At 63.9% G+C, this 14,445-nt stretch carries 16 protein-coding genes and 1 pseudogene; 9 read left to right on the top strand and 8 right to left on the bottom strand.

Annotated elements, in window-relative coordinates; translation table 11 throughout:
- Positions 1–286 precede the first annotated feature (286 nt).
- A complete protein-coding gene (locus tag MTX19_RS07800; RefSeq protein ID WP_280983113.1) occupies positions 287–982 on the bottom strand; it encodes a class I SAM-dependent methyltransferase in 696 nt (231 codons plus the stop codon).
- A gap of 125 nt (positions 983–1,107) precedes the next feature.
- On the opposite strand from MTX19_RS07800, the gene MTX19_RS07805 reads away from it, so the two are divergent.
- Positions 1,108–1,647 (top strand): DNA starvation/stationary phase protection protein, encoded by a 540-nt coding sequence (locus MTX19_RS07805; protein WP_280975906.1) that lies wholly within the window; start codon positions 1,108–1,110, stop codon positions 1,645–1,647.
- Between the two features lie 74 nt (positions 1,648–1,721).
- Here MTX19_RS07805 and MTX19_RS07810 read toward each other — a convergent pair whose 3' ends face one another.
- Positions 1,722–2,243 carry a cupin domain-containing protein gene (locus MTX19_RS07810; protein WP_280983114.1) on the bottom strand — a complete coding sequence of 174 codons (522 nt, stop codon included), beginning with the start codon at positions 2,241–2,243 and terminating at the stop codon, positions 1,722–1,724.
- A gap of 932 nt (positions 2,244–3,175) precedes the next feature.
- Here MTX19_RS07810 and MTX19_RS07815 point away from each other — a divergent pair.
- On the top strand, positions 3,176–3,595 hold the full coding sequence (locus MTX19_RS07815; RefSeq protein WP_280983115.1) for an Hsp20/alpha crystallin family protein: 420 nt from the start codon (positions 3,176–3,178) through the stop codon (positions 3,593–3,595).
- Between the two features lie 177 nt (positions 3,596–3,772).
- On the opposite strand, the gene MTX19_RS07820 is transcribed toward MTX19_RS07815, so the two are convergent.
- Positions 3,773–4,231: a host attachment family protein gene (locus tag MTX19_RS07820; RefSeq protein WP_280983116.1), complete on the bottom strand. Its 459-nt coding sequence runs from the start codon at positions 4,229–4,231 to the stop codon at positions 3,773–3,775.
- Positions 4,232–4,816: 585 nt separating this feature from the next.
- Positions 4,817–6,013: a glutamine-hydrolyzing carbamoyl-phosphate synthase small subunit gene (gene carA, locus MTX19_RS07825; RefSeq protein ID WP_280983117.1), complete on the bottom strand. Its 1,197-nt coding sequence runs from the start codon at positions 6,011–6,013 to the stop codon at positions 4,817–4,819.
- A 160-nt stretch (positions 6,014–6,173) separates the two neighbouring features.
- On the opposite strand from carA, the gene MTX19_RS07830 reads away from it, so the two are divergent.
- From MTX19_RS07830 to MTX19_RS07840, 3 genes are all read left to right on the top strand, one after another.
- Positions 6,174–6,875 (top strand): alpha/beta hydrolase, encoded by a 702-nt coding sequence (locus MTX19_RS07830; RefSeq protein ID WP_280983118.1) that lies wholly within the window; start codon positions 6,174–6,176, stop codon positions 6,873–6,875.
- A gap of 134 nt (positions 6,876–7,009) precedes the next feature.
- Complete coding sequence (locus MTX19_RS07835) at positions 7,010–7,465, top strand: GatB/YqeY domain-containing protein (RefSeq protein WP_280983119.1); 456 nt, start codon at positions 7,010–7,012, stop codon at positions 7,463–7,465.
- A gap of 233 nt (positions 7,466–7,698) precedes the next feature.
- On the top strand, positions 7,699–9,309 hold the full coding sequence (locus MTX19_RS07840) for an acyl-CoA synthetase (RefSeq protein ID WP_280983120.1): 1,611 nt from the start codon (positions 7,699–7,701) through the stop codon (positions 9,307–9,309).
- A gap of 243 nt (positions 9,310–9,552) precedes the next feature.
- Here MTX19_RS07840 and MTX19_RS07845 read toward each other — a convergent pair whose 3' ends face one another.
- From MTX19_RS07845 to MTX19_RS07860, 4 genes are read right to left on the bottom strand one after another with little or no spacing between them, the layout of a single operon-like run.
- Complete coding sequence (locus tag MTX19_RS07845) at positions 9,553–10,068, bottom strand: SRPBCC family protein (RefSeq protein WP_280983121.1); 516 nt, start codon at positions 10,066–10,068, stop codon at positions 9,553–9,555.
- A 26-nt stretch (positions 10,069–10,094) separates the two neighbouring features.
- Complete coding sequence (locus MTX19_RS07850) at positions 10,095–10,568, bottom strand: SRPBCC family protein (RefSeq protein WP_280983122.1); 474 nt, start codon at positions 10,566–10,568, stop codon at positions 10,095–10,097.
- Complete coding sequence (locus MTX19_RS07855; protein WP_280983123.1) at positions 10,555–11,025, bottom strand: SRPBCC family protein; 471 nt, start codon at positions 11,023–11,025, stop codon at positions 10,555–10,557. The genes MTX19_RS07850 and MTX19_RS07855 overlap by 14 nt, the downstream gene beginning before the upstream one ends.
- Positions 11,018–11,332 carry a metalloregulator ArsR/SmtB family transcription factor gene (locus tag MTX19_RS07860; protein WP_280975915.1) on the bottom strand — a complete coding sequence of 105 codons (315 nt, stop codon included), beginning with the start codon at positions 11,330–11,332 and terminating at the stop codon, positions 11,018–11,020. Before MTX19_RS07860 ends, MTX19_RS07855 begins: the two co-directional genes overlap by 8 nt.
- A gap of 134 nt (positions 11,333–11,466) precedes the next feature.
- On the opposite strand from MTX19_RS07860, the gene MTX19_RS07865 reads away from it, so the two are divergent.
- The 4 genes and pseudogenes from MTX19_RS07865 to MTX19_RS07880 all read left to right on the top strand — a co-directional run.
- Positions 11,467–12,912 carry a hypothetical protein gene (locus MTX19_RS07865; protein WP_280983125.1) on the top strand — a complete coding sequence of 482 codons (1,446 nt, stop codon included), beginning with the start codon at positions 11,467–11,469 and terminating at the stop codon, positions 12,910–12,912.
- Between the two features lie 7 nt (positions 12,913–12,919).
- Positions 12,920–13,462, top strand: a complete 543-nt coding sequence (locus MTX19_RS07870; protein WP_280983126.1) for a hypothetical protein — start codon at positions 12,920–12,922, stop codon at positions 13,460–13,462.
- Between the two features lie 129 nt (positions 13,463–13,591).
- Positions 13,592–14,209, top strand: a complete 618-nt coding sequence (locus tag MTX19_RS07875; RefSeq protein ID WP_280983127.1) for a LysE family translocator — start codon at positions 13,592–13,594, stop codon at positions 14,207–14,209.
- Between the two features lie 94 nt (positions 14,210–14,303).
- Positions 14,304–14,405 (top strand): annotated as a pseudogene (locus tag MTX19_RS07880) (DUF1349 domain-containing protein); the annotation flags it as partial.
- Between the last annotated feature and the right edge of the window lie 40 nt (positions 14,406–14,445).

Consider the following 14,445-nt stretch of genomic DNA (forward strand, 5'->3'; position numbering starts at 1 on the left):
GCATTTCGGGGGCGCGCTGGGCCGGGCGCGTCGGAGGGGCCAAAGGGACCTGGGTGGGGCGGTTGGGCGTATCGGGTTACCCTGCGGCGTCGCCCCTGAGGCGGGGCTTGCCTGACCAAACTCGCCTGGCGAGCGAAGGTTGGAGGCCCGGCCTGGAGTTGAACCAGGATAAACAGTGATGCACCCCTGCCGCGTCGACGCTTCCGCCACCGGGCCGAGCCAACTATTGCTGATTGTTTCTGTGCTGGCTATGAGTGTTTCTGGTTACCCTAACGTCCGGCGCAACCTATGATTGGTGGTGCGCCACGAACGTCATTCGCCACGGATTGTGCCCGATGTTGCGCGGCGCGCGCGTCGCGCTGAAGCCGGCCCTGGCGAGCTTTGCAATCATCTCGGCCTCGCCGTAGCGCTGCAGCCCGACCCTGTTGCGCAATTGCCGGTAGTCGGAGAGCGCGGTGCTGACCAGCCCGACCAGCGCGTCGCGCAGGAAGCCATGGGTTGCGCCGAAGTGCAGCAGCGCCAGCACGTCCCTGATCATGCCGACATCGGGCCGCAGGATATCGCCGAGCACGAGGCGGCCCGACGGTTTCAGCAGGCGATGGATCACCGCGAATGCGGAATCGAGTTCCTGCGACGTCATGTATTGCGCCACCGAATTCATCACGACGAGGTCGAGCGAGCTTTCGTGCATCTGGCTGAGCTCGTCGAGCGAGCGCACGGAGATCTTGGCATTGGGCGCGAAACGCGCGGCCAGCCTGCCACGGACGCCGGGCGCCGGCTCGGCCAGATAGAGCCTGGCGCAGGCATCCGCGACCTTGGCCGCCGACAGCGCCTCGCCGCAGGCATAGTCCAGCACCACCGCGTCTGATGAGGTGATGTAGCCGATGATGTCGCGCGCGATGGCCTCAAAATGCAGGTCGCGGTGCAGCCTGCTTGCATAGATCGTATGCGTGGAATCGTAATAATCGATCCATTCATCCATCGCGTTTGGTATCCGGTGGAAACGGGTTCCCGGCGTTCAGGAACGGGTGGTTAGATGATGCGTTAGCGGTCCGGCGGCCAATGATCAATGCGCCGAAATACGGGTTCCTAACAGGAAGGTCCAGCGTGAGCAAAGCCAGGAACGACAATAAGTCCGATAGAATCTCCTCCGATCTCGTCACGCCGAGCGATCTTCCGCAGGCCGCGGTGGACAAGATTTCGGCCTCGCTCAACACGCTTCTGGCGGACACCTTTGCGCTCTACCTGAAGACCAAGAATTTCCACTGGCACGTCAGTGGCCGGCATTTCCATGACTACCATCTGCTGCTGGATGAGCAGTCGGACGCGATCTTCGCGACCACCGATCAACTCGCCGAACGGGTGCGCAAGCTCGGCGGGACGACGCTGAAGTCGATCGGCGATGTCGCCAAGCATCAGACCATCAAGGACAACGACGAGGACTATGTCCCGCCGCGCGAAATGCTGCGCGAACTGATGGAAGACAACAAGCATATCGTGGCTGCGATGCGCAAGGCGCACAAGCTTGCCGACGACCACGAGGATTCCGGCACCTCGGGCCTGCTCGAGACCTTCATCGACGAGACCGAGCGCCGCACCTGGTTCCTGTTCGAGGCGAGCCGCCAGGAAGGCAGCAACGCGGCCTAGAATTCACCTTCTCCCCTTGTACAAGGGGACCTTACAAGGGGAGAAGGGAGGGGCGAGCAGCGCTTGCTGAGACGCTACCGCTTCCACAGCCGCACCAGCGGCCCATCCTTGCCCATCACCGGATCGGTCGCGGGCACCGCGACCAGCGGGATCGTCTTCAGCGCCTTGACGTGGTTCTCCGGCGTTGGCCGCTGCAGATCCATCGGCGGACCCGGCGGATAGGCGCCGACCACGCAAAAGTCCTTGCTCGCAGCGAGACACTGATGCCCGGTGCCAGCGGGCAGGATCGCGACGTCGCCGGCTGCGATTTCCAGCGCATGCCCGCGCTCACCGCCGAACTGCACGCGGGCGCTGCCGCGGGCGACGCCCAGCACCTCATGCACGGTCGCGTGATAATGCGGATAGTCGTAGACGCCGTTGCGCCACATTGCGCCCCAGCCGTTTTCACCGAACAGGCGCTCGATCGTGGCTTCGGGCTCGCTCCCGAGATCAACCGCGCCCTTGTAGACCAGGAACGGGATTCGGTTGTTGGGCACGAGCCCGTCATCCTCGAAGACGATGGCCTGCGGCTCGATCCCGGCTTTGACTGCGGACATGGGCCCTCCCGCGCGCGAGCAAGAGACTACGCGCGGATCAACCGGTTGTCAGCGCCCGCGTTCCCTGACGTCAGGCCGTGGAGCGGTCGCGACCCGACCGTATGAGCTGACCGCGCCCCCTAGGCAATCGAGAGCGCCACGACCGCGGCTTGGCTGCAAAGCATGCCGCACTCCAATCGGTCCGGCTGCGGGTCGGCGAGATCTGCAGCGATGCGCATGGCACAAGACAATGTCCGCGCGTCTCGCGCGTGGCGACGCAAGAGCGTGCCCCATAATCTCTCATCGGAGCATCATGATGCTTGGAGCATAAGCTGTATGGATACCGCCTTCGCTGGGCAGCCGCCTTGCAGGCGGGGGATTTGAACGGAGGGTGGCGATGGAAGGTCTGCCCTTCAGCGAACTTGGAGAGTCCGAACGCAAACTGCTTGCCGTCTTCGCTCGCTTTGGCCGTGATGACCGAGCCATCACGGTCGAGAGCTTGGCAGTTCACACCGGCATGGGGATTAGCTCGCGCGGGAACTCACGAGCACCCTTCGAAACCTTGTGACCCGGCGCCTGTCCCAGCCGGTGCCGCGACGACGGCAGCAGGCCGGCTAGAGCATGATCCGCAAAGAGGAAACCGGCTTTCCCTCGCGACAGGCGCGGGGCGTTTGCGCGGAAATCATGCTCAAGCAAGGAGACGAGCCCCCGTAATCGCATCATGAGCTGTGAACTCTCTCGACCCACGGGAATGGGGCCGCACTCGACCATTCTCCAATGGTCCCGCTGATCATCGCGCGGAGCCAACAGATTTTCCGGGAGTTGATTCCGCCGAACCAATTCAAACGCAAGGAGGAACAGACATGGCTCAGACCCCTGCTGTCGTTCGCAAGACAACACCCGCACCGCTCGGCCGGGATCCGTTTCACGCGCTGCGTGCCGAGATGGATCGCATGTTCGACCGCTTCGCCGGAGGCTTTGGGTTCCCGTCGCTATGGCGGGCGCTGGACGTGGAGCCGGACTGGGAGCGCTCTTTCAGCTTTGCGGCGCCCGCCGTGGACATCGTCGAAGACGACAAGGCCTACAGGATCGACGCTGAGCTTCCGGGTCTTAGCGAGAAGGACGTGGATGTCTCGCTCAGCGGTGATACGCTGGTGCTCAAGGGGGAGCGCCGCCAGGAGCACGAAGAGAAGAGGAAGAACCACTATTTGTCTGAGCGCAGCTACGGCGCGTTCCAGCGCAGCTTCGCCCTGCCCGAAGGTGTCGATCGCGACAAGATCGCGGCGACTTTCTCCAAGGGAGTGCTCTCCATCACGCCGCCGAAGACCTCGCAAGCGCAGCAGCAGAAGAAGATCGAAGTGAAGGCGACGTGATCCTGCGCAACGATGACGAGAGCATGATCCGGAAAAGGGAAACCGGTTTTTCAACCGTGACCGGCGCGGTGGTGCGTAAGCTCAGGCTGCCGCGCCAGCCCTGACGACGCCTTCCCGCGCTCGGCGCCGGGATGTCTGTATTTTGCGAGCGGTCTGTCGCAACTGAAGCCGGTATGATCAGGCGGTCAGATATTCCGCGATGTCGCCGACGGTCAGGCCGGTTAAGTCCTTTGCGATTTCCGCGACGATCAGCTTCTCGACTGCGGGGGAAAATGATCGGCGCAGGTCCGCGAGCGTCCGCGGCGGCGCCACGATGACAACGCGCTCCGCATGCGATTCTTGCAGAAGGCGATCCAGGGCGCTGGCGATCGTCCGGGCAAACCGACGTTTCTCGATGTCGTGCCAGTCGGTCTGCTCCATCGCGCTGCGGTTCGGCTCGATGGAGGACAGCGCTCGCCCCGGCCTGTCCGCCCCTTGCTCATGGGTCGACGGGTTCTCATCTTCAAGAACCCGCTGGACTTTCAGGCGCGGCTCCAGGCCGGTGCCTTCATTGAGGAGAAAAAGTGCCTTGCGGCCGTCTCCGACAAAGACAACTGCGCGATGCGGCAACCTGATGTAATGCTTTCTGTCGGGCATGAACCATTCGCGAGCTTGAGTTGTTTATCGCGCCCTATAGGCGCGGTCGCGGACGACGCTTTCGGTTGGTGCGTGCTCGACCGGCGCTGGCATGCCGAACACCTCCTTTATTTGCCTGCTGTTCCCGACGGCTTTTGATTCGGTCAACGCTGCACCCCTGCCTGATCCCAGCTCCGGCCCAACCTGTGGCACCATGATTGTCTCAGTCGTTGACAGCTATTGGTGACGGTTGAGCCGCGCGTGCTAATGCTGCGGAGATAGAACTCACTGCCGGAGCCTCGGTTCCTCAGCAGGATAGGGCGGCCGTGCGTCGTGTTGGGTTCGGTACAGCATCGCTACCGCCCAAGGATGCGTGTGGTGATCGCTTCTGCGCGCTAAGATTGTGCGCGCCGAAATGTGAGACCTGATGCTGAGAGCATGATGCGATGCTGCGTCATCGCTTCATGCTTGGCTAGCGCGGCGCCGCCGGCGCATGAAAGCCGCGACAAAAAGTCATGCCCAGGCCAGGTCGGACCAGGTCCGGGCATGACTCGCTTTTGGATGGATCGTCGGGTCGTCCCCGATGAGGTCGGGGCCGGGCGCGCTTTACGCGGCGCGTGCCTTCTTCTGCCGCATCAGGTCGGCGAAGCGCTGGAAGAGGTAGTGCGAGTCGCGCGGACCGGGCGAGGCCTCGGGGTGGTATTGCACCGAGAACACCGGCTTGCCCTCGAGCGCGATGCCACAATTGGAGCCGTCGAACAGCGAGACATGGGTCTGCGTCGCGCCATCAGGCAGCGTCGCCTGGTCCACCGCAAAACCGTGGTTCATCGAGGTGATCTCGACCTTGCCGGTGGTCTCGTCCTTGACCGGATGATTGGCGCCATGATGGCCCTGGTGCATCTTCATGGTCTTGGCGCCGACGGCCAGGCCCAGCATCTGGTGGCCGAGACAGATGCCGAAGGTCGGCGTGCCCGACTCGATCACCTTCTGGATCACGGGCACAGCGTATTTGCCGGTCGCGGCCGGATCGCCGGGGCCGTTCGACAGGAACACGCCGTCCGGCTGCATCGCCAGAATATCCTCGGCCGGGGTCGTCGCCGGCACCACGGTCACCTTGCAGCCGACGCCGGCGAGCAGGCGCAGGATGTTGCGCTTGATGCCGTAGTCGATCGCGACCACGTTGAATTCGGGCGCGGTCTGCCGGCCGAAGCCCTTGCCCCACGCCCAGGGTGTTTCATCCCAGGTGAAGCGCTGGCCGGAGGTGACCATCGGCACCAGGTCCATGCCCTCGAGGCCGGGCCATTCGCGGGCCTCTTCCCTTAGCCCGTGCAGGTCGAACTCGCTGGTCTTCGAATGCGCGATCACGGCGTTCGGCATGCCCTTGGAGCGGATCAGCGCGGTCAGCGCGCGGGTGTCGATGCCGGACAGGCCGATGACGCCGCGCGCCTTCAACCACTGGTCGAGGTGGCGGGTGGCGCGGTAGTTCGAGGCGTCGGTGATCGCCGAGCGCAGGATCACGCCGCGCGCGCCGGGCGTCGCGGCCATGTTCACCGTCTCGATGTCGTCCTCGTTGGTGCCGACATTCCCGATATGCGGGAAGGTGAAGGTGATGATTTGCCCGGCATAGGACGGATCGGTCAGGATCTCCTCATAGCCGGTCATCGCGGTGTTGAAGCAGACCTCGCCGACGGCGTGGCCCTCCGCGCCGAGGCCAAAGCCTTCCAGCACGGTGCCATCGGCAAGCACAAGGAGCGCGGTCGGTTTGTGATCCGGCCAAGCGGGAGCGTTTTCGGATGTTGTCATGAGCCCTTTAAATAGACGCCGCACCCTGCGGCGTCAAAGCGAAAGGGCGCGGATTCACACCGCGTTGCCGGCCGAATTGACAGGCCAGAACGGCCTTTTAATCTAAAGTTCCCCAAGCAGGCCGTTTGCTTGCCGAAAATAACCCGGTTCGGAGCCCCGCATGGACAACACGATGCCGATCCTGCTCGTCCCGGGGCTCGTCTCATCGCCCCGGATCTTTGCCCCCGTGATCCCGGCGCTGTGGCGGTTCGGGCCGGTCACGGTCGCCAACCACATCCGCGACGACAATATGGGCGCGATCGCCCGCCGGATCCTCGTCGAGGCGCCGCCGCGCTTTGCCCTCGCCGGGCACTCGATGGGCGGCTACATCGCCTTCGAGATCATGCGCCAGGCACCGGAGCGTGTGGCAAGACTGGCGCTGATCAACACCCAGGCGCGGCCTGATACGCCGGAGGCGAGCGCGCGCCGCCGCGGCATGATGGAGCGCGCCAAGAGCGGGCAATATCGCGCGGTGCTGGACGAGCTGTTTCCCGGCTTCGTGCACCCGTCGCGGCGCGACGATGCGAGCCTGCGCCGGCTTGTTTACGATATGGGCGAGGATGTCGGCGCCGACGCCTTCCTTCGCCAGCAGACGGCGGTGATCAACCGGCCGGACTCGCGGCCGACGCTCGCCTGGATCAAGTGCCCGACGCTGGTGCTTTCGGGCGATGAGGACAACACCATCCCGAATGCGCTGTCGTCGGAGATGGCCAGCGGCATCCCCGGTGCGAAGCTCGTGATCCTGGAAAATTGCGGGCACCTGCCGCAGCCCGAGCAGCCGCAGGCTTGCGCGAACGCGCTGGTCGAATGGCTGCGGAACTAACGTTTTCAAGCGAAGCTTGCCCCGCACTCGATGCGGGGGGATGCCGCTTTGCGTGAAGAAAACGCGTCAAACGAGAGTTGTTCTGTCGTTGCAAACTGCCTACATGAAGGGATTGCTAGTTCAGGGACACCAAGATGCTGCGTGACGACATCAACAATGCGGTCAAGGAGGCGATGAGGGCGAAGGACGAGCGCAAGCTCTCCACGCTGCGCATGGTCAATTCGACCATCAAGAACGCCGACATCGACGCGCGCGGGCAGGGCAAGCCGCCACTTTCCGACACCGAGCTGCTCAGCCTGCTGCAGAAGATGATCAAGCAGCGCCAGGAATCGGTCGAGCTCTACGACAAGGGCGGCCGCGCCGAACTCGCCGCCCAGGAGCGCGCGGAGATCGCCGTGATCTCCGCCTATCTGCCGAAGCAGATGTCCGACGACGAGGTGAAGGCCGCGATATCGGCCATCATCGCCGAGACCGGCGCCGGCGGTGTCAAGGACATGGGCAAGGTGATCGGCGCGCTGAAGGCGAAATACGCCGGCCAGATGGATTTCGCCAAGGCCAGCGGCCTCGTGAAGGCCGCGCTCTCGTCCTGATGTCGTAGCCCGGATGGAGCGAAGCGAAATCCGGGTCGACGTCATCCGCTTGGAAAGTGCCCGGATTGCGCTTCGCTCCATCCGGGCTACGCATGCTTGATCCGGGCTACCATTCTTCCTTCGTCGTGCCCGGGCTTGTCCCGGGCATCCACGTCTTTACAATCCGGCGTAAGCAAGAACATCGATGGCCGGGTCAAGTCCGGCCATGACGAGGGACGGAAACGACACACGCCATGCTCAAGGAAGCTGCCACCTACGACGAGCTCTATCGCAACTTCCGTTGGGAGGTCCCCGAGCGCTTCAACATCGCGACCGCCTGCTGCGACCGTTATGCCGACGGCACCGGGCGGCTCGCGCTGGTCTATGTCGATGAGGATGGCGGCACTACGCGCACCTCGTTCGACGAGATCGCGGAGGCCTCGCGCCGCTTCGCCAATGTGCTTGATGCCGACGGCCTCGTCCGCGGCGACCGGGTCGCGGTGTTCCTGTCGCAATCCCTCGAGCTGCCGGTCGCCCATCTCGCGGCGTTTCGTTCCGCGGTCATCTCGATCCCGCTGTTCGCGCTGTTCGGCGAGGATGCGCTCGAATTCCGCCTGTCGAATTCGGCCGCCAAGGCCATCATCACCGACGAGGCCGGCTGGGAGAAGATCGCCAGGATCCGCGACCGCCTGCCCGACCTGAAGACCATCTATATTGTCGGCGACCGCGCGCCGGCCGGCACGACATCATTCTGGGGCGCGATCCAATCCGCCTCGCCTGAATTCACCACCGTCGACACCTCGCCCGACGATCCCGGCCTGATCATCTACACCTCGGGCACGACAGGAAATCCCAAGGGCGCGCTGCATGCGCATCGCGTCGTGCTCGGCCATTTGCCCAATGTCGAGATGTGCCACAACTTCCTGCCGAGGCCGGGCGACCTGATGTGGACGCCGGCCGACTGGGCCTGGATCGGCGGGTTGGTCAACGGGCTGTTCGCGTTCTGGTATCACGGCATCCCGCTGGTCGGTCACCGCGCGCGCAAGTTCGAGCCGCAGGCGGCGATGCAGATGATGGCCGAGCTCGGCATCCGCAACGTGTTCCTGCCGCCGACCGCGCTGAAGCTGATGCGGCAGGCCAATGTGAAGAATCCGGGCGTGAAGCTGCGCAGCATCTTCACCGGAGGGGAATCGCTCGGCGGCGAGCTGCTCGGCTGGGTACGCGACACCTTCGGCATCGATGCCCACGAGGTGTTCGGCCAGACCGAATGCAATCTCGTGATCGGCAGCAATTCCAATCTGTTTCCGATCCGCCCGGGCTCGATGGGCCGCGCCACGCCGGGTTTCGACGTTCGCATCGTCAACGACAAGGGCGAGGAATTGCCGCGGAGCACGCGCGGCATCATCGGCATCCGCCAGCCATGCCCCTGCACCATGATCGAATACTGGCGCAATCCGGAAGCGACCGCGAAGAAATATGCCGGCGAATTCCTTTTGACCGGCGATCTCGGCGTGCAGGATGAGGACGGCTATTTCTGGTACGTCAGTCGTGAGGACGACGTCATCACCACCGCCGGCTATCGGGTCGGTCCGTCCGAGATCGAGCACACGCTGATGAAGCACCCGGCGGTCGCGATGTCTGCCGTGGTCGGCATTCCCGATCCCATCAGGCCGGAATCGATCAAGGCCTGGATCGTGCTGCGCCCCGGCCATGCGCCGAGCGACGCGCTGGCGCGTGAGATCCAGGAATTCGTCAAGGTGCAACTCGCCGCCCATGAGTATCCGCGCTTCGTGCAGTTTGCGGAGAGCCTGCCGATGACGGCAACGGGCAAGGTGCTGCGGCGCGAGTTGAGGGCGCTGGGGTGACGCTCCTTAGCCTCGCCCCGCTTGCGGGGAGAGGCCGGATCGCATCGAGAGAGGCGATCCGGGTGAGGGGGCTCTCCACGAGATCGTCTCTCACCGTCTTTGCGGAAGCAGCCCCTCACCCCAACCCTCTAAGAGCGAGCTTCGCTCGTCTCGACCCCGCAGGAGCGGGGCGAGGGAGCGCGGTTATGCTCGCTGCGACACGATCTCCGTTGTTCTGCTGCTTTCGCGCCGTCGACAGTATCACTATGTCGGCATCGGGATTCCCAATTCCTTGAGCGCGGCCAGCATGCGCTGCGGCGGCTGCATGGGGATCACCATGGCCTGGCCGGTTTCCAGCAGGCTCTTCAGGCTGGAGAGGATCGCCGGCCAGCCGGCGCGGCCGTCGGAGAGAATGTCGTCGCTGATCGGGCGGTCATGCGACTGCAGCAGCGTCAGCTTCACGCCGTCGCCTGCGGGCTCGATCTCGTAGGTGACGAGCGTCGGCCCGAGCTTCTCGATCAGCTGCGGCCAGTTGACGTTGAAGGTGACGGTCAGCCGCCTCAACGGATCGCATTCGATCACCTCGCCGGAGATGTGCAGCGCGCCGTCCGGCGTGCGGACGATGTAGGCGCCGCCGACTTTCAGGTCGACTTCGATAGCGTTGCCGGAAAAGTACTTTCGGCTGAACTCGGCCTGGGTCAGCGCCTGCCACACCTTCTCCGGCGTGGACGCGATGTAGATCGTGTAGACGATCGCCGGTTTGAACGATTCGATGTTCACGTCTGTGCGCACCCTTCGATAGATCTTCATTGTCGTTCGAAGCCTTCGATCCCAAGTGCCCGCGGCGGAACCGGCGACGCCCTGCCGGTTTCGAGCAGGCTCTTGAGCCCGGACAGGATCGCGGGCCAGCCCTTGGAAATGCCGTCGAGCAGCTTGCTGCCGACACTGAAGCCCTCATGCGTCACGGTCAGCTTGACGACATTGTCGAAGGGTTCAAGCGTGAAGACGACCTTGGTCGCAGGCTCCTTCCGCATCTCCTCATCGAGCTCGTGCTTGAACGTGTAGGCGAGCCGCCGCGGCCGGTCAGCCACCAGGATCTCGCCGGTGTCGGTGGTCTTGCCGCCCATCACCAGAGCCAGCGGCGAACCGACCTTCCAGTCGGACTTGAGCTCGGTGTCGAACCAGTATTGCCGCGTGAACTCGCTCTTGGTCAGCGCGTCCCACAGCTTCTCCGGCGTGGTCGCGATATAGGTGACGTAGACGAATTCAGGCTTGGGCATTGGTTGCCTCCTTCGTTCCGCACGCAGGCAGGTCGGGTGGCAGTTCGCGTCCCGTCTCCAGGAAGCTCTTCAGGCTCGCCATGACCATCGGCCAGCCGCCGGAGACGTCGCGCAGCGTCTTGCTGCCGAGATTGTCGTGCGTCACCGTCAGCTTGACGACACGGCCGCGCGGCTCGATATCGAAGGTCACGCGCGAGACCTGCTCGCGCTCGACGCCTTCTTTCACCACGTCCCAGCTATAGGCGAGCCTTTTAGGCGGGTCCGCGATCAGCACCTCGCCCTGCACGCTGCGGATGCCGTTCTTCGCGAAATGATAGGACGAGCCGACTTTCCAGTCGGACGTGACGCGATAGCCGAACCAGTAGCGTTCGGTGAACTCGCTGTCGGTGAGCGCATGCCACAGCTTGTCCGCCGTGGTCTCGATGTAGGTGACATAGACAAATTCCGGCTTACTCATCACGCTTCTCCAATTGCCGTTTCAATTCGCTGAGTGCTGTGAGCTTCCCGCGCTCGAACTTGCTGATCCACCGCTCGCCGATCTGATGGATCGGAACCGGGTTGAGGTAGTGCAGCTTCTCGCGGCCATGCCTGACTGACGTGACGAGGTTGGCGTCTTCGAGAATCACAAGGTGCTTCGTCACGGCCTGACGCGTCATGTCGAGGCCGTCGCAGAGTTCATTGAGGGTTTGTCCGTTTCGGGCGTGAAGCCGGTCCAGCAGCGTACGCCGAGAGGCATCCGCCAGAGCTTTGAAGACTTCATCCATGGGTCGGATAATAGGCAACCAAATGGTTGCATGTCAAGAGCGTGTGTTTGGACCCTTGATTCCTCGTGTTATCGTGCCGTCAGCCAACGCAGATTGGTTTGGAAGCAGATTGGTTTCGAACAAGGGTGGTGCGCATGGGTGGTCGCGTTACTGCGGTTTGCTGCACGGTCTTGTGGATTCTGTTGACGTGCGGCGCCGGCGCCCAGCAGCAGAAGATCGGCGCTCCGCCTGAAGCTTCCAACATGAAGCTGGTCGGATATAACGACCTGCAGGCGCGCAGCGCCTATCAGCCGACCATCCATCATCAAGGCGATCGTTGGATTGCCTATATCGGCCATCACGGCGGCACCGACGACATTCCCGATCCCGTCAATCCAATAACCGGCAAGGCCGAGCCGAACGGCACCTCGATCGTCGACGTCACCGATCCCGCGCACCCGAAATATCTGCGGCACATTCCGGGGCAGGAAGGCAAATATGAATCCGGCGGCGCACAGATGGTGCGCGTCTGCGACGGCAAGGATCTGCCGAAGCGCGATCGCAACGCGGTTTACATGCTGCGCACCTTCGGCAGCGAGGCGCATGAAATCTGGAACGTCGCCGATCCCGCCAATCCCGTGCTGGTCACGCGGATCGGCGAAGGGCTGAAGGACACGCACAAGAGCTGGTGGGAATGCGACACCGGCATCGCGTTCCTTGTCTCGGGCGCGCCGGGCTGGCGCACGCGGCGCATGACACAGGTCTATGACCTCTCCGATCCCGCGCATCCTGTGAAGATCAGGGATTTCGGCCTGCCCGGGCAGGAGCCGGGGGCGACCGGCGCGGTGCCGACCGAACTGCACGGGCCGATCTCGACCGGTCCGAAGGGCAACCGCGTCTATTTCGGCTACGGCACCAACAAGAACGGCTTCCTGCAGATCGTCGATCGCGACAAGTTGTTGAACGGGCCGAAGGCGCTGACGCCGGAGAATCTGAAATTCCCGGAGATCGCGCGGATGCCGCTGTCGGCGCTGAACGGCGCGCATACGACGTTTCCGATGCCGGGCATGCCAATCACGGAATTCGCGCGCGACAAGGACGGTCAGACCCGCGACATCGTGATGATCGTCGACGAGGCGATCCAGAACGAATGCGGCGAGGCGCGGCAGATGGTGTGGTTCGCCGACGTCACCACGGAGGTGCGGCCGATGGTGATCTCGAGCTACACGGTGCCGGAGGAAAGCGGGTCGTTCTGCGAGCGGGGCGGCCGGTTCGGCTCGCATTCGTCGAACGAGAGCATGGCGCCGGTCTACTACAAGAAGATGGCGTTCATCGCCTTCTTCAACGCTGGCGTCCGCGCGCTCGACATCCGCGATCCCTATCACCCGAAGGAGGTCGGCTACTTCATTCCCTCGATCACGTCCGCGACCGACAAGCGTTGCATCACCGTCGACGGCAAGCAGCGCTGCAAGGTCGCGATCCAGACCAACAATGTCGAGACCGACGACCGCGGCTACATCTATGCGGTCGACCGCGCCAATACCGGCCTGCATATTCTCGAATTGACCGGCCCGGCACGCGCCGTCGCCGGCCTGCCATGAGCGCATCGTGACGCGTCCGCGGCTTGTAATCGTGGCGATGTTCCTTGCGCTCGGCGGCGTCTCGGCCGTCGCGGGTTACGAGATGGCGCCGTCGCGTGGCGGCGACTGGCATGAGATCGCCTGGCCGTTCTCGCGCGACGGCTGGCCCGCCGGCCGCGCCTTCCGTTGTCGCGCGGCGGATTGCGGCGCCGATGTCGAGGTCTATATCCGGCCCAAGCTCGGCTTCTGCAACTGTGACAGCGGCGTCGCCGATGACGGCGAGGTCGATCGTGTCGCCGATGTCGACATGATCACCCCGCGCTTCACGCCGCTGAAGGCGGGCGACGTCGTGTACGTCGCCGACATGCGTGGACGGATCAGGGCATACGACATCGACATGCCTGGCGGCAAGCGCAGCGCGATCGGCATCGCCGTGTCGCAGCGCTGCGATTTGCTGGTGGCGGCCGCGCAAGGCAGGGGCGATCCGGCACGGGTGCAGCGTGCTGCGGTGACCTTTCTGCAGTCTCGAGAGATCGAGCGGTGGATGAGGTCAGCTCTAAATGATCGATAGATACGTCACGCCCGGGCTTGTCCAGGCTTGTCCCGGGCATCCACGTCTCTATGATCTCAGCTGCGCCAATAAGACGTGGATGGCCGGGACAAGCCCGGCCATGACGAACGTTCAAGCCGGATTTCGATCATGTCCTTGCAAGCCTATCTCGCCTTCGTCGCCGCCTGCATTGCGCTGGCGCTGTTGCCCGGCCCGATCGTCACGATGGTCATCGCCAATGGCCTGCGCTACGGCACCCGCGCGGCGCTCACCAACGTACTGGGCGCGCAGGTGGGGCTCGCGATCGTGATCGGCACCGTCGCGGTCGGCTTGACCTCGCTGATGGCGACCATGGGCTACTGGTTCGACTGGGTGCGCTTCGCCGGCGCCGCCTATCTGGTCTGGCTCGGCGTCAAGCTGATCCGCGCGCCGGTCGAGGGCATCAGCACCGATGAGACGCCGCCGCCGCCGCGCGGCGGCTTCTTCCTGCAAGGCTTCCTGGTGCTGCTGTCGAACCCGAAGGTGCTGGTGTTCTTCGGTGCCTTCATTCCGCAGTTCATGGACATGAGCAAACCTCACATCCCGCAGGTGGCCTTGCTCGGCGTCACCTTCATGGTGACAGCGGTGATGACCGACGGCGCCTATGCGCTGCTCGCCGGCCGCGCCCGCAAATTCTTCTCCAAGGAGCGGACGCGGCTGATGTCGCGCATCTCCGGCGGCTTCATGATCGGCGGCGGCATCTGGCTGGCGCTGACCCGGGCACGGTAACTTGATCGTTGGTCAAACCGGGTACAGCGCAGTCTGCACGTTTCCGAGATTGAGCCCGCAGCGGGAGAACGCTTGAGGACGGGATTGCTCTTGTGGGCCGATGGCCTGCACGCCCGAGCGGGCCGGCCTGAAGGTCGTCTTCTCAGCGTTTTGCCTGACGCCGCCGCTTGGCAAGGATCTGCGCGATCTTGGCTGAGGGTGGCCATCCCCGAGGTCCGTTGCCGGCGGTCCGGACT

Origin of the sequence: Bradyrhizobium sp. ISRA464 (assembly GCF_029910095.1) — a bacterium.
Classification (GTDB): domain Bacteria; phylum Pseudomonadota; class Alphaproteobacteria; order Rhizobiales; family Xanthobacteraceae; genus Bradyrhizobium.